The organism is Terrabacter aeriphilus, from assembly GCF_039542985.1.
Taxonomy (GTDB): Bacteria; Actinomycetota; Actinomycetes; order Actinomycetales; family Dermatophilaceae; genus Terrabacter; species Terrabacter aeriphilus.
This window is the reverse complement of sequence record NZ_BAABIW010000006.1, coordinates 435296-451112: the sequence shown is the minus strand read 5'-3', so window position 1 is coordinate 451112 and position 15817 is coordinate 435296. Positions and strand designations below refer to the sequence as shown.

Annotated in this window: 18 protein-coding genes; 8 read left to right on the top strand and 10 right to left on the bottom strand. The window is 74.5% G+C overall.

All coding sequences use genetic code 11. The features are described from left to right. Positions 1-165: 165 nt before the first annotated feature. The gene (locus ABD979_RS04360) at positions 166-1431 is read right to left on the bottom strand and encodes an NAD(P)/FAD-dependent oxidoreductase (RefSeq protein WP_345506218.1); all 1266 of its coding nucleotides are present in this window, start codon (positions 1429-1431) and stop codon (positions 166-168) included. 157 nt (positions 1432-1588) lie between these two features. On the opposite strand from ABD979_RS04360, the gene ABD979_RS04355 reads away from it, so the two are divergent. Together ABD979_RS04355 and ABD979_RS04350 are read left to right on the top strand one after the other, a co-directional pair. After that, positions 1589-3256 (top strand): PucR family transcriptional regulator, encoded by a 1668-nt coding sequence (locus tag ABD979_RS04355; RefSeq protein WP_345506217.1) that lies wholly within the window; start codon positions 1589-1591, stop codon positions 3254-3256. Between the two features lie 29 nt (positions 3257-3285). Then, the gene (locus ABD979_RS04350; RefSeq protein WP_345506216.1) at positions 3286-3942 is read left to right on the top strand and encodes a nucleotidyltransferase domain-containing protein; all 657 of its coding nucleotides are present in this window, start codon (positions 3286-3288) and stop codon (positions 3940-3942) included. Here ABD979_RS04350 and ABD979_RS04345 read toward each other — a convergent pair. Then, positions 3939-4421 carry a VOC family protein gene (locus ABD979_RS04345; RefSeq protein ID WP_345506215.1) on the bottom strand — a complete coding sequence of 161 codons (483 nt, stop codon included), beginning with the start codon at positions 4419-4421 and terminating at the stop codon, positions 3939-3941. The genes ABD979_RS04350 and ABD979_RS04345 overlap by 4 nt on opposite strands. A gap of 148 nt (positions 4422-4569) precedes the next feature. Then, complete coding sequence (locus ABD979_RS04340; protein WP_045191048.1) at positions 4570-4761, bottom strand: BldC family transcriptional regulator; 192 nt, start codon at positions 4759-4761, stop codon at positions 4570-4572. 520 nt (positions 4762-5281) lie between these two features. Between ABD979_RS04340 and ABD979_RS04335 the strand changes: the two genes are divergently transcribed. After that, on the top strand, positions 5282-5473 hold the full coding sequence (locus ABD979_RS04335) for a DUF3073 domain-containing protein (RefSeq protein WP_345506214.1): 192 nt from the start codon (positions 5282-5284) through the stop codon (positions 5471-5473). Positions 5474-5690: 217 nt separating this feature from the next. Here ABD979_RS04335 and purM read toward each other — a convergent pair whose 3' ends face one another. Continuing rightward, positions 5691-6821 (bottom strand): phosphoribosylformylglycinamidine cyclo-ligase, encoded by a 1131-nt coding sequence (gene purM, locus ABD979_RS04330; RefSeq protein WP_345506213.1) that lies wholly within the window; start codon positions 6819-6821, stop codon positions 5691-5693. Between the two features lie 179 nt (positions 6822-7000). On the opposite strand from purM, the gene ABD979_RS04325 reads away from it, so the two are divergent. Then, complete coding sequence (locus ABD979_RS04325; protein ID WP_345506212.1) at positions 7001-7849, top strand: hypothetical protein; 849 nt, start codon at positions 7001-7003, stop codon at positions 7847-7849. Positions 7850-7892: 43 nt separating this feature from the next. Here ABD979_RS04325 and purF read toward each other — a convergent pair whose 3' ends face one another. Genes purF through ABD979_RS04295 form a run of 6 tightly spaced genes read right to left on the bottom strand, consistent with a single transcriptional unit; the run spans position 7893 to position 12842 of the window. Next, a complete protein-coding gene (gene purF / locus ABD979_RS04320) occupies positions 7893-9455 on the bottom strand; it encodes an amidophosphoribosyltransferase (RefSeq protein ID WP_345506211.1) in 1563 nt (520 codons plus the stop codon). 52 nt (positions 9456-9507) lie between these two features. Next, positions 9508-10068 (bottom strand): RNA 2',3'-cyclic phosphodiesterase, encoded by a 561-nt coding sequence (gene thpR / locus ABD979_RS04315; RefSeq protein ID WP_345506210.1) that lies wholly within the window; start codon positions 10066-10068, stop codon positions 9508-9510. Continuing rightward, positions 10065-11279 carry a CaiB/BaiF CoA transferase family protein gene (locus ABD979_RS04310; protein WP_345506209.1) on the bottom strand — a complete coding sequence of 405 codons (1215 nt, stop codon included), beginning with the start codon at positions 11277-11279 and terminating at the stop codon, positions 10065-10067. The genes thpR and ABD979_RS04310 overlap by 4 nt, the downstream gene beginning before the upstream one ends. Beyond that, positions 11276-11518, bottom strand: a complete 243-nt coding sequence (locus ABD979_RS04305; RefSeq protein WP_345506343.1) for a hypothetical protein — start codon at positions 11516-11518, stop codon at positions 11276-11278. Before ABD979_RS04305 ends, ABD979_RS04310 begins: the two co-directional genes overlap by 4 nt. 2 nt (positions 11519-11520) lie before the next feature. After that, a complete protein-coding gene (locus ABD979_RS04300; protein ID WP_345506208.1) occupies positions 11521-11901 on the bottom strand; it encodes a sterol carrier family protein in 381 nt (126 codons plus the stop codon). Positions 11902-11951: 50 nt separating this feature from the next. Continuing rightward, complete coding sequence (locus ABD979_RS04295) at positions 11952-12842, bottom strand: LLM class flavin-dependent oxidoreductase (protein WP_345506207.1); 891 nt, start codon at positions 12840-12842, stop codon at positions 11952-11954. 22 nt (positions 12843-12864) lie between these two features. On the opposite strand from ABD979_RS04295, the gene ABD979_RS04290 reads away from it, so the two are divergent. The 4 genes from ABD979_RS04290 to ABD979_RS04275 are packed head-to-tail and all read left to right on the top strand — an operon-like array spanning position 12865 to position 15786. After that, positions 12865-13656, top strand: coding sequence for a hypothetical protein (locus ABD979_RS04290; RefSeq protein ID WP_345506206.1), 792 nt, complete (start codon positions 12865-12867; stop codon positions 13654-13656). Next, positions 13653-14456 carry a spermidine synthase gene (locus tag ABD979_RS04285; RefSeq protein ID WP_345506205.1) on the top strand — a complete coding sequence of 268 codons (804 nt, stop codon included), beginning with the start codon at positions 13653-13655 and terminating at the stop codon, positions 14454-14456. Before ABD979_RS04290 ends, ABD979_RS04285 begins: the two co-directional genes overlap by 4 nt. A gap of 47 nt (positions 14457-14503) precedes the next feature. Then, entirely contained in the window at positions 14504-14773 is a 270-nt protein-coding gene (locus ABD979_RS04280; RefSeq protein WP_345506204.1) for a hypothetical protein, read from the top strand. Further along, positions 14770-15786 carry an LLM class flavin-dependent oxidoreductase gene (locus tag ABD979_RS04275; RefSeq protein ID WP_345506203.1) on the top strand — a complete coding sequence of 339 codons (1017 nt, stop codon included), beginning with the start codon at positions 14770-14772 and terminating at the stop codon, positions 15784-15786. Before ABD979_RS04280 ends, ABD979_RS04275 begins: the two co-directional genes overlap by 4 nt. The last annotated feature ends 31 nt before the right edge of the window (positions 15787-15817 follow it).

The window sequence follows — 15817 nt, the reverse complement described above, 5'->3', positions numbered from 1 at the left end:
GGCGGCGGCCGTCCGCCGCCGCCCGCCTCGTGCACGGGCCGGCGGGATGGGGGACGCACGCCGAGGCCCACCTGACGACTGATCGTCAGGTGGGCCCTGTCCGTGCTCGCGCGCCGCGCGCAGCCGGTGTCTCAGCGCAGCGGGTGTCTCAGCGCAGCCGGTGTCTCAGCGCAGGGGGTCGAACGGCGCGAGCTGCGCGGGCGCGGTGCCCGTCACGATCTGCTCGGCGAGGAGGCGACCGGTGACCGGGCCGAGGGTGATGCCCCACATGCCGTGGCCGCCGGCGACGAAGACCTTCGAGCTGCGGGTGGCCCCGATGAGCGGCAGGCCGTCGACGGTGCAGGGGCGCGAGCCGACCCACTCGTCCTGGCGGTGGTCGAGGTCGGCGCCCTGCAGCAGCGGGCGGGCCGACTCGACGATGGCCTGGATGCGCCGCGGGTCGAGGGCGGCCTCCGGCTGGCGGAACTCCATCATGCCGGCGACGCGCAGGCGGTCACCGACGGGCGTGCAGGCCACGCGGGCGGCCGGGAAGTAGACCGGGCCGTTGGGCAGGTCGTCGACGGCGACGCTGAAGGAGTAGCCGCGACCGGCCTGCACGACTCGCTTGACGCCGAACTCGCGGGCCAGGCGACCGAGCCAGGCACCGGTCGCCACGACGACGGCGTCGTACTGCTCGGTCGTGCCCATCTCGGTCGTCAGCGTGACGCCCGAGGCGGTCTCGGTGAGGCCGGCGACGGCGCTACCGGTGAGGATCTTGCCGCCGCGGGCCGTGACGGAGTCGGCGAGCGCCGCGACGTAGGCGCCGGGGTTGATGAAGCGCTGGCCGTGCAGCACGATCGCGGCGCCGATCTCGTCGGACAGGGCCGGCTCGATGGCCCGGGCCTCGTCGCCCGAGAGGACGTCGAAGGTGATGTCGCCGCCCGAGGCGTGGATGTGCTCGATCTCCTCGAGCAGGGTCTGGCGCTCCTCGGCGGTGCGGTAGGCGGCCGTGAACGACTTCGCCTCGTACGTCTCGGCGTCGACGCCGCCGTCACGCAGCAGGTCGAAGCTGGCGAGCGACAGGTCGTTGACGGGCACGAGCGCGCCCATGGCCTTCTTCCACGCCTTCATCGTGCTGTTGCGGGTGAAGCCGGTGACGAAGCGCAGGAAGTCGGGGCGTGCGCTCGGCGGCACGTAGACCGGCGAGCTCGGGCTGAGCACGGCCCGCAGGCCGTACTTCAGCACCGCCGGCTCGGGCAGCGGCGTCGCGATGCCGGGGGTCAGCCAGCCGGCGTTGCCCCAGGACGCGCCGGCGGCCACGCCGTCGCGGTCGATGACGGTCACCTCGACGCCACGCTCCTGGAGGAACCAGGCGGTCGCGAGGCCGACCATGCCGGCGCCGACGACGGCGACGCGCTGGGGGGCGGGGGCGGTGGGGTTCACGGCGGACATGCGGGTCGGCTCCTGGTTCTCGGCGGGACTCGGCAACACTGACGGGCTGGTGCCTGCGTCCATGGTCGGGCCGGGGGGTGCGCTCCACGTGGTGCCGGAATGCCAGACTTCCGGGCTCTCCTTGTGCTCACGGCACAGCGGGGCGCGACAATGGGGTATGCCGTCAGCCCCCTCGCGCTCGCAGTCCGCCACCCGCACGTCGTCCACCACGACGGTCGGCCTCGCGGTCAACCGGCTCGTCGACACGCTCGGCGGAGGGCTGCTCACCGTCGCCGTGGCCGCCGGTGGGGCCACGGTCGACGACGTGACCCTCGCGGAGCCGGCATCCGGGGTCTTCGGCCAGGCCGGCGACCTGCTGCTCGGTGTCGGTGTCGAGCGGGCGGACGACGCGGTCGCGCTGCTCGAGGGCGCGGCCTCCGCCGGCAGTGGCGCCGTCGTGCTGCGGCGGGTCGCGGCACGCCACCCCCGCGTGCGCGCGGCGGCGAGCCGGGTCGGGGTGCCGCTCGTCGAGCTCGCCGACCACGCCTCGTGGGCGCACGTCGTGTGGCTGCTGCGCGGGGTGCTCGACCGCGCGGCGAGCGGGCCCACCCTGCGCGCCGAGGGTCCGGTGCTCGACGAGCTCTTCGCCCTCGCCGACGCGTGCGCGGCGCTCGTCGGCGCCCCCATCACCATCGAGGACACGCAGTCGCGCGTGCTCGCCTACTCCTCGACCCAGGACGTCGCCGACCCCGCCCGCGTCTCGACGATCGTCGGCCGGCGGGTGCCCGACGAGGTGCTCGCGGGCCTGCGCGGGCGCGGGGTCTTCCGCCGGCTCGCGCGCTCCGACGAGCCGTTCTTCGTGCCGGCCGGTCGCGGCCTCGGCGCCCGCGCGGTGGTGCCGGTGCGCGCCGGCACCGAGTGGCTCGGCTCCATCTGGGCCGTCGTCGACGAGCAGCCCCCGGCGCCGGTGCTCGCCTCACTGGCCCAGACCGCGTCGGTCGTGGCGCTGCACCTGCTGCGGCTGCGCTCGCAGGCCGACCTCGCCCGCAGGGTGGCCGCCGACCGGCTGCGGGCACTGCTGAGCGGCGACACGCTCGAGGCCGAGGGCTGGCTGCCACCCGCTCCGTGGCGGGTCGTCGTGCTCTCCGGCGCGCACTCCGGTGAGGCCCGACCCGGCGAGCCTCGCCCCGGCGAGAGCTCCGGCGATCCCCATCCCGGCCGGCACCACCCCGGCGACCCCGAGCGCGAGCTCGACGTGTGGGAGTCGGTGGCCCGGCGCCGGTCGTGGCGCCAGCCGCTGCTCGCGGTCTACGACGGCGTCGCCCTGGCCCTCGTGCGGGACGTCCCGGCCGACGACTCCCCCGGCACGTGGGAGTGGCTCCTGGACGTCGTCGGGGAGGTGGCCGGTGTCGCCCCGACGGCCACCGCGAGCGCCGGCGGCCGGGTCACCCGCGCGACCGAGCTCGACCGGTCGCGGCGCGAGGCGGTCGAGGTGCAGCGGCTGCGCGAGGCCGGGCGGGTGGCCGGCGCGACGACGACGGTCGAGGACGCGTGGGCGGCCGTGACGAACGCCCGCGCCCTCGGCGGCATCTGGACCGAGGAGCTGCTCGGCCCCGTCGCCGCGCTGCGCGAGCACGACGACGGCCACGACACGGCATACCTGCGCACCCTCGCGGCCTGGCTCGACCACCCGGGCGACCCGCGCGAGGCGGCGGCCCGCCTGCACGTGCACCCCAACACCCTGCGCTACCGGCTGCAGCGCCTGTCGGAGGTCGTCGAGCTCGACCTGCACGACCCGGAGACGCGCCTGGCCCTGCGCCTCCAGCTGAGGGCGCTCGGGCACTGAGGGCCGGGCCCTGGCGCTAGCGTGACGCCGTGGGCGACGAGGACGCGCAGACGGCCGGCAGGCAGCAGTGGCTCGGGCCCGAGGAGTTCCAGCACGTCTACGGGCCCCAGCGATCGTGGACCCCGGCCGAGGTCCGTGACCTGCTGGACGGGGTCGGCGTGCCGTGGTGGGTGGCCGGCGGGTGGGCCGTCGAGGCGTTCACCGGCGTCGCCCGTCACCACGAGGACATCGACGTGTCGGTGCTCCGCCGTGACACCGGGGCGATCCGCGCGCACCTCGAGCGCGACTGGCACCTGTGGTCGGCCGGTGACTCGGGCCTGCTCCACCTGCCGCCGGGGCGGGCCGTGCCCGGGGACTCCGGCCAGATCTGGGTGCGCGCGCACGCCCTCGCGCCGTGGCGCGGGGAGATCCTGCTCAACCCGGACGTCGACGGCCGGTGGCAGTTCAAGCGCGACCCCTCGCTCGTGCTCCCGCTGGACGACGCGACGTGGGAGCGCGACGGCGTGCGCTACCTCCGCCCCGAGCTCGTCCTCGCCCACAAGGCCGCCGCGCCCCGACCCAAGGACGACGCCGACCTCGAGGCCGCCCTCCCGCTGCTGGGTGCGCCCGAGTTGGCGCTGCTCCGACGCGTCGTCGACGCCCTGCCGCACGGCCACCCGTGGCAGGCGCGCCTGGCGGAGGCCTAGTCCCGCGCCTGGTCCCGCGCCTGGTCCGGCGCCTGGTCCGGTGCCTCGCCGAGGTGCACGGTGCCGTCGGGGTCGACGCGGAAGTTCGGGTTGTGCACGAGGTCCCAGCGGAAGCCGTCGGGGTCGGCGACGCACGCACTCGTGCCGCCCCACTCGCGCGTCGTCGGGGCGGACACCGACGTGGCCCCCGCGGCGAGCGCTGCGGCATACAGCCTCTCGACCTCGTCGGCCGTCGCGGTGTTGTGGCCCAACGACGCCGGCGGGGCGCTCGACCCGTGCGCGACGTCGCCGTACTCGCCCGGCATCGCCGCGACGTCCCAGAGCGCGAGCAGCTGGCCCGGGGCGCACTGCACGAAGCAGATGTCGCCGGGCAGGTGCAGCACCTCCCGGAAGCCGAGGCCCTCGACGTAGAACGCGCGCGACGCCGCGACGTCACGCACCCCGAGGGTGATGGCCGTGATGTCGGGAGGGAGCTCCATCGACCCAGCCTAGGAGCCGCCGTCCCCCGACGGCGACCCCTGGCTGGTCGGGAGCACACAGCCCGGCCGGGGAGCAGTCGGGGGAGGGCACCGCGTGGCGCCCTCCCCCGTCTGTTCGGCCGTGCTTACCCCCTACTCACGGTCCTGCTCAGTGCCCGCCACCCAAAAGGTCGCGAACCTCTGACTCGCGGTACCTCCGGTGCCCACCAAGGGTCCGGATCGAAGTCAGCTTGCCTGCCTTGGCCCACCGGGTCACCGTCTTCGGGTCCACCCGGAAAAGGGCTGCAACTTCGGCAGGAGTCAGCAGCTTCTCGGTCTCGTGTCGATCCTGAGTCGTCATTGTCATATCCCCACCACCCTGTCGCTAGGTGCAGCGACACGCATGCGCCCCAAGCGGGGCTCAGTAAAGCAAGGGTAAAGTCTCGAGCGCCTCAATGGCAGTTAAACACCGAAAAGTCTCAAATCGGTGCGACTTTTTTTTCGGTGGTGTATAGCGGCCGAGCGCGCCACGAGGGCCCTCGGGAGGGTCGCCGAGGGTGGTCGAGGGGTCGCCGAGGCCTTCGACGAGTCGCCCGGGAGTCGCTCGGGAGTCGCTCGGGGAGTCGCTCGGGGAGACGCCGAGGAGGCGTCGCGGCCCGCGTCGACCGGCGCGCTCCCGGACCTGGTGGCCGGCGACCTCACCGCTGCAGGCCCGGGCCGGGCGAGTCGCGGGTCTGCCGGCGGCGGGATTTGCGTCACTCATGTAGCGTTAGCACCACGAGAACACACACATTCCCGGGGCCGCTACGCGGACATCGAAGAGCCACCAGGTTCCTCGACGAGCGATGCCGTCCCGGCACGACGCACGAGGGGGTCACGCCATGGGGCGCGGCCGAGCCAAAGCCAAGCAGACCAAGGTCGCACGGCAGCTCAAGTACTACACACCTGACACGGACTTGAGCGCGCTGGAGCGTGAGCTGCACGGACCGTCGCAACGCGACACGTCCGCCCAGCCACGTGCCGTCGACGACGAGTACGACGAATACGGGAAGTGGGCCTCGGGCGAGCGCTGAGCTCGCCCCTCCTCTTCCGTCTGCACCTCGTGCGTCGGGTGTTCGCACCCGGCGCGCGATCGGTGCTGCCCGGGACCTGCCCGATCAGCCCCACGCACCGGCATCCGTGCTCCGGCTCATGTCGGCCTGCCCGGCTGCCGCCGGCCCGACCCGCTCGGAGGCGACGACGACCGGAACGTCTGGGCGTGGGCGCGAGACGGGTGGACCACTCGGCCGGTCAGCCGACGGGGTGCTCCCCGACGACCTGGACCGCTCCGCCGTCGACGCCCTTGGCGCCGCGGACGACCTCGAGCCCTGTGGCGATGCGGCCGTCGGCCTGCGCCCGCTCCTCGGTGGTGACCTCGCCGAGGCGCCACGCCCGGATGCCGCGGGCCTCGCTGAGCGCGATGGCGCGGTCCGCGTGCGCCTCGGGCAGGACGGCGACGAAGCCGACCCCCTGGTTGAGGGTGCGCTCGATGTCGGCCTGCGGCACGCGTCCGAGGTCCTGCACGGTGCGGAAGACGGCCGGCGGGGTCCAGCTCGACCGGTCGAGCCGGGCGAAGGTGCCGGTGGGCAGCACCCGGGCGAGGTTGGCGGCCAGCCCGCCGCCGGTGACGTGGCTCAGGGCGTGCACGTCGACGCCGTCGTCGGCGATGATCTCGAGCAGCGGACGGGTGTAGAGGCGCGTGGGCTCGAGCAGCTCCTCGCCGAGGGTGCGGCCGAAGTCGTCGACGTGCCGGTCGAGCGCCCACCCGGCGCTCGACACGACGCGCCGCACGAGGCTGTAGCCGTTGCTGTGCAGGCCGCTGCTCGCCAGGGCTACGACGACGTCGCCGTCGGCCACGCGGTGCGGGCCGAGCACGGCCGCGTGCTCGACGACCCCGGTCGCCGCGCCCGCCACGTCGTACTCCTCGGGGTCGAGCAGGCCCGGGTGCTCGGCCGTCTCGCCGCCGACGAGCGCCACCCCGGCCTCCTCGCAGGCCCGGGCGATGCCGCCGACGATGGCCGCGATGCGCTCGGGCACGACCTTGCCGGTCGCGATGTAGTCGGTCATGAAGAGCGGTTCGGCGCCGCACACGACGATGTCGTCGACGACCATGCCGACGAGGTCGAAACCGATGGTGTCGTGCACGTCGAGGGCCTGGGCGATCGCCACCTTGGTGCCGACGCCGTCGGTGCTCGTGGCGAGGACCGGTCGCGTCATGCGGGCCAGGGCGCTGGCGTCGAACATGCCCGCGAAACCGCCGAGCCCGCCGAGCACCTCGGGCCGGGTGGCCCGGCGCACCGAGGCCTTCATCAGCTCGACGGCCCGGTCACCCGCCTCGACGTCGACACCGGCGGACGCATACGTGATGGGGGCATCGCTCACCCCCACACCCTACCGGCCCCCGCTTCTCCCCCGATTCGATGTATCCAGCGGTCAGCACCGACCGTGCGATACATCGAACGGAGTGGGCGCCGTCCACAGGTCTCCGCCCTGCGGCTCGCTCGTCCACAGGTCGACAGGTGCCGGGTGACCGTCCTGGGCCGGGTCGCCAGTGTCTCCACATGGACCTTCAACGGCTGGCTGCCGCCCGGCTCGTCGCCGAGCCCCAGGGTGGCGTCGCCTCCAGACGTCAGCTCTACGCCGCCGGCCTTCAGGAGATCCACGTCCGCAGAGCCGTCGAGTCGGGGCGCTGGCGCCTGCACGGCCGGCACACCGTGGCCGTGCACACCGGGCCGCTCGACGTGGTGGCGCAACGGTGGCGCGCCGTGTGGGAGGTCGGCGAGTCGATCGCCGTGCTCGACGGCGTCACGGCGCTGCAGGCCGACGGTCTGCGCACCTTCGACGACGAGCGCATCCATGTCTCCGCCAAGCACAACCACAACACGGTCCCGCTCGACGGCATCCGGATCCACAAGGTCATCCGCCGCGTGGAGGGCGAGCTCGTCCGGGCCGGAGTGCCTCGGACCCGGCCCGCGGTGGCGGCGATCCGGGCGGCGCACTGGGCGCAGTCCGACCGGCAGGCTGCCCTCGTCCTGCTCATGGTGGTCCAGCAGCGCCTCACCTCGCCGGGACTGCTCGCGACGGAGCAGCGCCGCATCCGGGGCCGCACTCGCCGAGCCTTCATCAAGGGCGTGGTCGGCGACATCGCGTTCGGCGTGCAGTCGCTGGGTGAGCTCGACTTCGCCCGGCTGTGCCGCGCACGAGGCATCCCGGAGCCATGCCGCCAGGTCGTGAGGCAGGGTCCCCGCGGTCGCCTCTACCTCGACGTGGGTTGGTCCTGTTGCGATCTCGTCGTGGAGGTCGACGGGGCCCAGCACCGGGAGGGCGTCCACGTGATGCTCGACAACCTGCGTCAGACGGCGCACACCTCGCACCGCTGCCGGTTCGATGTATCCCACGGTCACGGGTGACCGTGGGATACATCGAACCGGCAGTCGGAGAAGGGGGCTCCGGTCAGGGGTGGCGGAGGGCGTTCTCGCCGCCCACGGCGACACCGAGGCTGACGCCGTCGACGTCGACGGAGCGGTCGTGGCCGGTGCGGACCGTGAGCGGGAGGGTCTCGAGCACGTGCTTGCCGATGCGGCCGTCCTCGGGCAGCTCGATCGGGTAGCGGCCGGTGAAGCAGGCCGCGCAGAGCTCGTCGGCGGGCTGGTTCGTCGCGCCGATCATCCCCTCCTCGGAGATGTAGCCGAGCGAGTCGGCGCCGATCGAGGCACGGATCTCCTCGACGCCGAGGCCCGACGCGATGAGCTCGGCGCGCGTGGCGAAGTCGATGCCGTAGAAGCAGGGCCACTGTACGGGCGGCGCCGAGATGCGCACGTGGATCTCGGCCGCTCCCGCCTCGCGGAGCATGCGGATCTGCGCGCGCTGGGTGTTGCCGCGCACGATGGTGTCGTCGACGACGACGAGGCGCTTGCCGCGGATCGTGTGCTCGAGCGGGTTGAGCTTGAGCCGGATGCCGAGCTGGCGCAGCGTCTGCGACGGCTGGATGAAGGTGCGCCCGACGTAGGCGTTCTTGACGAAGCCCTGCCCGAACGGGATGCCGCTCTCCTGCGAGTACCCCACGGCCGCGGGCACGCCCGACTCGGGCACGCCGATGACGAGGTCGGCGTCGACGGGGTGCTCACGTGCGAGCACGCGGCCCATCTCGACGCGGGCCTCGTGCACGACCCGGCCGCGGATGACGGCGTCGGGCCGGGCGAGGTAGACGTACTCGAAGACGCACCCCTTGGGCTGGGGCGTCGCGAACTTGTGGGAGCGCAGGCCGTCCTCGTCGATGACGATGAGCTCGCCGGGCTCGACCTCGCGGATCACGGCCGCGCCGATCGTCTGCAGCGCCGCGGTCTCGGAGGCGACGACCCAGCCGCGCTCGAGGCGGCCGAGCGCGAGGGGACGCACCCCCCAGGGGTCACGGGCCGCATACAGGCTCGTCTCGTCCATGAAGACGAAGGAGAACGCGCCGCGCAGCTTCGGCAGCAGGTCGAGGGCAGCCTGCTCCAGGGTGCGGTCCTCGTCGGAGGAGAGCAGCGTCGTGACGAGCGCGGTGTCGGAGGTGTTGCCGCGCGCGAGCTCGCCGGTGATGCGGCCGCCGTCGAAGTGCTCGTCGACGAGGGCCTTGAGCTCGACCGTGTTGATGAGGTTGCCGTTGTGCGCGAGCGCGATCGTGCTGCGACCGGTGCCGCCGAGCGTCGGCTGGGCGTTCTCCCACGTCGAGCCGCCGGTCGTGGAGTAGCGCGTGTGGCCGATGGCGATGTGGCCGCGGAGCGAGCTGAGCGCGGTCTCGTCGAAGACCTGCGAGACGAGCCCCATGTCCTTGTAGACGAGGATCTTCTCGCCGTCGCCGGTCGCGATGCCGGCCGACTCCTGGCCGCGGTGCTGCAGCGCATAGAGCCCGAAGTACGTCAGCTTGGCGACGTCCTCCCCGGGAGCCCAGACGCCGAAGACCCCGCAGGCGTCCTGCGGGCCCTTCTCACCGGGGATGAGGTCATGGTTCAACCGCCCGTCGCCACGTGCCACGCCGCCAGTGTCGCACACGCGGCCGGGCTGGCCCGACCGTGCCCGGGGCGCCTCACGGGCGCAGCGGCAGCTCGGCGAGCACCTCGTGGCGCGGCCGTCGCTCCCGGCCCTGCCCGAGGTGCGACTCGACGAGCGCGAGCGCCCCGACCTGCCACGCCGGGCCCTCCCACGCGTCGAGCGCGCGGATCCAGCGGGTCGCCTCGGTCGGCCGGTGGAAGCGCCCCAGGGTCACGTGCGCGCGGAAGCGCGTGCCGTCCGGGCTCGCCCCTGCCGCACTCGCCGCCCGCCGTATGCCGGCCGCCGCGGCCCCGAGGTCACCGCGCAGCTGCTCGACGCCCGCCCAGAGCACCCGGGCGGCGTCCGGGCCGGGGAAGGCCCCCGCACCGGCGAGGCGCAGCACGAGCGGGTCGCGGCGCGCGGCCGCCTCGGCGAGGGCGTCGGTCAGCGGCTCGACGCGCGCCTCGGGCACGGCGCCGAGGAAGGCGAGCGTCACGTGCCACTGCTGCCGGTCGGTCCAGCGGATCTCCGGGCCGGCGTCACGCCGTGGCTCGACGTGCGCCTCGAGGTCGTCGAGCACCTCGTCGGGCGGGAGGACGGCGACGAAGAGCCTCACGGCTGGACGGCCGCGCCGGAGGCGATGAGGGCGTCGACGTCGTCGATCCCCCACGCGGACAGCGCTGCCCGGGTGCCGGCCCCCGGGGCCGTGGGCGGCGACCCGAGAGCGGCGGGCGTGCGGGAGAACCGCGGCGCGGGGGCCGGCTGGACGGTGCCGTGGTGCTCGACGTAGGTGCCGCGCGCCGCGAGGTGCGGGTGGGCCGGGGCCTCGGCATAGCTCAGCACCGGCTCGACGCAGGCGTCGGTGCCCTCGAAGACGGCGGTCCACGCCGCGCGGGTGCGGCTGCGGAAGGTCTCGGCGAACAGGGCCCGCAGCTGCGGCCAGCAGCGGGGGTCGAGGCGGTCGGGCGCGCGGTCGGTGAGGTCGAGCAGCCGGAGCAGCTCGGCGTAGAAGGCCGGCTCGAGGGGGCCGACGGCGAGCCAGCCGCCGTCGCTCGTCTCGTAGACGTCGTAGAACGGGGCGCCGGTGTCGAGCAGGTTCGTGCCGCGCCGGTCTGACCACAGCCCGGCCGCGACGAGGCTCGTCACGAGCGCCGACAGGTGGCACGTGCCGTCGACGATCGCGGCGTCGACCACCTGGCCCCGGCCGCTCGCGCGCGCCTCGTGCAGCGCGGCGAGGACGCCGACGACGAGGTAGAGTGCTCCCCCGCCGAAGTCGCCGACGAGGTTGACCGGCACCTGCGGCGGGCCGCCGGCGCGGCCGATGGCGTGCAGCGCACCGGTCACCGCGACGTAGCCGATGTCGTGGCCGGCCGCCTGCGCGAGCGGGCCGTCCTGCCCCCACCCCGTCATCCGCCCGTAGACGAGGGCCGGACGGCGGGCGAGGCACACGTCGGGCCCGAGGCCGAGCCGCTCGGCGACGCCGGGACGGTAGCCCTCGACGAGCACGTCGGCCCGATCGACGAGGGCGAGTGCGGTCGAGAGGCCGTCGGGATGCTTGAGGTCGAGGCACACGGACGGGCGTCCACGGCGAAGCAGGTCGGCCTCCGGCGGCAGCGGTACGGGCAGCGACGGCTCGCCCGGCCGGTCGATGCGCACGACGTCGGCCCCGAGGTCGGCGAGCAGCATCGCCGCGAACGGCGCCGGCCCGAGGCCGGCGAGCTCGACGACGCGCAGCCCAGCGAGCGGCCCGGTCGGCCCGGTCGGCCCGGTCGGCCCGGTCGGCCCGGTCGGCCCGGCGGACGTGCCGCCCGCCGCTTCGGCGGTCACGGCCGGTCGCGACCCGAACGGTCGAGGACGATGCCGAGCACCCCGGCCAGGCCGGTGCCGACGAAGGCACCGAGGGCGCCGATGTAGAGGGCACCCGTCGTGGTCGTGTAGCCCTGCACCTCGTCGCCGAGGAGCGAGATGACGGCGCCGACGATGAAGCCGAGCACCGCACCGGTCACGAGGAAGCGCTTGAAGTTCGGGATGCGGGGGCGCTCGGGGCTGTGGTTCGGCGAGGGCATGGTCACCCCTCCAGCCTAAGCGAGGTGAGCGGCAGGAGTCCGTCGAGGTGGGCGCGCTGCCCGCTGGCCCGCACCCGGGCGGCCGCGAGGGCGTCGTCCCAGACCAGCTCGCCCACGGCCAGGCGGAGCCAGGTGGCGGCGTCGGTCTCGATGACGTTGGGCGGGGTGCCGCGGGTGTGGACCGGTCCCTCGATGCACTGGACCGCGCCGTGCGGTGGCACCCGGACCTCGACGGTGCGCCCCGGGGCCACGGTCGCGAGCTCCTCGAGGGTGTAGCGCACGGCGGTCGCCGTCGTGCGCCGGTCGGCAGCCCACCCGGAGTCGCGGCAGGCCGTGAGGGCGGCGTGCCCCTCGGCGACGGGCGTTCGGCGACGTGGCGGCATACGGGCAGGGTAGCCGCGCGCACCGACGGGACGTCCGCCGCACCGGCGGCTCAGGCGGGCGTGCGCCAGCGCGGGAGGACGTCGGCGACGACGGCGTCGAGCACGTCGCGCGTGCCGCGGTAGGGGTCGGTCGGGCGCGGCCAGTGCGTGATGACGTCGGTGAAGCCGAGCTCGCGGGCCCGTCCGACCGCGTGCTCGAAGGCGGCGGGGCTCGTCAGCGAGAAGGTCGGCGCCGAGTCGAGGTTGAGGTAGCGGGCGAAGCTGGTGCCGTCGCGCCCCGTCGCCTCCAGCGCGTCGTCGACGCGGCGCGCGTGGCCCGCCACGAGCTGCCACCAGTCCTCGTCGGTGTCGGCCGTGCCGCCGTAGGTCATCCACGCGTCACCGCGGTCGACGGCGAGCCGGATCGCCTTGGGGCCGTTGGCGGCGATGACGAGCGGCACGCGGTTGCCGGTGTCGCCGCCACGGACGGGCCCGGGCAGGGTGCGCACGTCGCGGGCGGCGTAGAAGCGGCCCTCGGCGTCGACGTGGTCGTCGCTCAGCAGCCGGTCGAGCAGGTCGGTGAACTCGTGGAACCGGGCCACCCGGTCGCGCAGGGGCAGGTCGTCGCCGGTGATCCGCGCGTCGAGGTCGCCGCCCGTGCCGATGCCGAGGAGGAAGCGACCGCCCGAGATGTCGTCGAGCGAGAGCACCTCGCGCATGAACTGCACCGGGTGGTGGTTGTTGGGCGACGACACGAAGGTGCCGAGCCCGATGCGCTCGGTGACCGCGGCCGCGGCGGCGAGCGTGGGCACCGCGCCGAACCACGGCGAGTCGGGCAGGCCTCCCCACACGACGTGGTCGAACGTCCACGCGTGGTCGAAGCCCATCCGCTCGGCCTCGCGCCACATCGGCTCGGCCGCGCGCCAGGAGTGCTCGGGCAGGATGGCCAGACCGAATCGCATGGCTGAACCGTAACCTGTCGGGGTGACGACGACCTGGGACGCCGAGTCGGTGCTGGCCGCCTCCAACGTGTGGGCCTGGGTGCCTGAGGGAGCCCCCCACGTGCAGAACGACGAGTACCTCGTCGTCGCCTTTCCCGACTACTTCATCACCCCGACCTCGGCTCGCGTCTTCGGCTCCGAGCGGGCCCCCGACGAGCTCGTCGACGAGATCACGACGGTCGCGCGGGGGTGGGGCCGGGACCGGATCTGGTGGCGGCTGTCGGAGTTCACCCGGCCCCGGGGCCTCGAACCGGAGCTGCTGCGCCGGGGCGCGCAGGTCGTGGACCGGATGGACGTGCTCGCCCTCCCGCTGGACGGCGACCTCCCCGACCTCGCCGTGCCCGACGACGTCGAGGTGCGACCGGTCACGGACGAGGCGACGACCCGCGACGCCATCGTCGTCGGCAACGACGCCTTCGGGGGTGGTGAGCCGGCCGACGAGCAGGTCGCGACGGCGCTGGCCGAGGTGCGGCGCGGACTCACCGACGGTTCCGTCGGGCGTTGGGTGGCCTACGTCGACGGCCGCGCCGCCAGCACCGGCGGCTACGGCCTCGTCGACGGCGTGTGCCGTCTCTGGGGCGGGGGGACGCGCAGCACCCTGCGTGGCCGTGGCGCCTACCGCGCCGTGCTGCGCGCCCGTCTGGCCCATGCCCGCGCGGCCGGGGCGACACTGGCGCTGACCCACGGCGTCGTCGAGACGTCGTCACCGATCCTGCGGAGGGCCGGCTTCACCCGGTACGGCGAGGAGCGCACCCTCGTCCAGGTGCTCGAGTGAGCGCCGACCACGTCTCCCTCGAGTGGGACGAGCGCGGCGGCGTCACCGTGCACATGGACGGCTCGCCCCAGTCGCACGTGCAGCCCGACGACCCGACGCTGCTCGTCTTCGAGTACGTCCAGCACCTGGCCCTCGCGCTCGACACGCTGCCCGCCGGACCGCTCGGGGTGACGCACGTCGGCGGCGCGGGGCTCACGCTGCCCCGGTGGGTCGAGGCCACCCGCCCGGGTTCCCCGCAGATTGTCCTCGAGCCGGATGCCGCCCTCACCGACCTCGTGCGCGCCGAGGTGCCGCTCCCCCGACGCCACCGGATCCGCGTGCGGCCCGTCAACGGCCTCACCGGGGTGGCCGCGCTCAAGGACGACTCCGCCGACGCCGTCGTCACCGACGCCTACGCGGGAGGGCGCGTGCCCGGCGAGCTCGTCGGGACGGCATACGTGAGCGGGGTCGCCCGGGTGCTCAGACCGCAGGGGCTGGCGCTCTGGAACCTCGCTGACGAGCCCGGGATGCGTTGGGTGGCAAGGGTGGTCGCGACCGTGGCACAGTCGCTCCCCCACGTCGCCCTGCTCGCGACCCACGAGGTGCTCAAGGGACGACGCTTCGGCAACTCCGTGCTCGTGGCGAGCGCGGAGCCCCTGTCGGTCGACGCGCTGCAGCGGGACGTCGCCCGCGCCAACCTGCCGACCGGGCTGCGGCACGGCGCGGCCCTGACGCGGCTGCTGGCCGGGGCCAGGGCCTTCGGCGCGGACGGCGAGCCGAGTCCCCCACCGCCCGAGGCCGGCAGGTGGCGCGCGCGCTGACGCCGGGTGCGGCCCGCCGACCGAGCCGCTTCGCTACCGTCCCGCCCATGGACCGACCGGGCACGACGGGTGAGCGGCTCCTGCTCGCGGCTGCCGTGGTCGCCCTCGCGCACGCGCTGCCCAGCCTCTACTGGGCGTTCGGCGGCACGCTCGGCATGGACTCGCTGGGCAGCTGGGCGCCGGCCTGGCGCGCCCTCGGCTGGGTCGGCGCGGCGGTCCTCGTGCTCTACGGCGCCGCGAACGTCGTCGTCGGCGGGCTCGCCCGGACACGACGCACCGGAAGGGATCGCGCCCGCCCGGTGTTGCACGGCCTGTGAAGAACATCGGGTTTCTCTCCTTCGGGCACTGGACGCCGTCGCCGCACTCGCAGACCCGCTCCGCCGGTGACGCGCTGCTCCAGTCCATCGACCTCGCCGTGGCCGCCGAGGAGCTCGGCGCCGACGGTGCCTACTTCCGCGTGCACCACTTCGCACGGCAGCTCGCCGCGCCGTTCCCGCTCCTCGCGGCCGTCGGGGCGCGCACGAGCCGCATCGAGATCGGCACGGGCGTCATCGACATGCGCTACGAGAACCCGCTCTACATGGCCGAGGACGCCGGCGCCGCCGACCTCATCTCCGGGCGCCGCCTGCAGCTCGGCATCAGCCGCGGGTCACCCGAGCAGGTCATCGACGGCTTCCGGTACTTCGGCCACGAGCCCGTCGACGGCGACCACGCCGCCATGGCGCGCGAGCACACGGCCCGCTTCCTCGAGGTGATCGAGGGCGAGGGCTTCGCCGAGCCCAACCCGCGGCCGATGTTCCCGAACCCGCCCGGCCTGCTGCCCGTCGAGCCCCAGTCGCCCGGGCTGCGCGACCGCATCTGGTGGGGCGCCGGTTCGCGCGCGACGGCCGAGTGGACGGCGCAGCAGGGCATGAACCTGATGAGCTCGACGCTGCTGACCGAGGACACCGGGGTGCCCTTCCACGAGCTGCAGGCCGAGCAGATCCAGATGTTCCGCGACGCCTGGGTCGCCGCCGGGCACGAGCGCGAGCCGCGGGTCTCGGTGAGCCGCAGCATCTTCCCCCTCGTCAGCGACCTCGACCGGCAGCTCTTCCTGCGCGAGACCGCGAGCCGTGACCAGGTCGGTCACATCGACGGCGGGCTGGCGCGCTTCGGCCGGTCGTATGCCGGCGAGCCCGACGAGCTCGTCCGAGCGCTCGCGGAGGACTCGGCCGTCGCGGCCGCCGACACCCTGCTGCTCACCGTGCCGAACCAGCTTGGGGTCGACTACAACGCGCACGTCATCGAGAGCGTCCTGACGCACGTGGCGCCCGCACTCGGCTGGCGCTGAGCCACGGGACGACGAGACCCCGCCCGGTCAC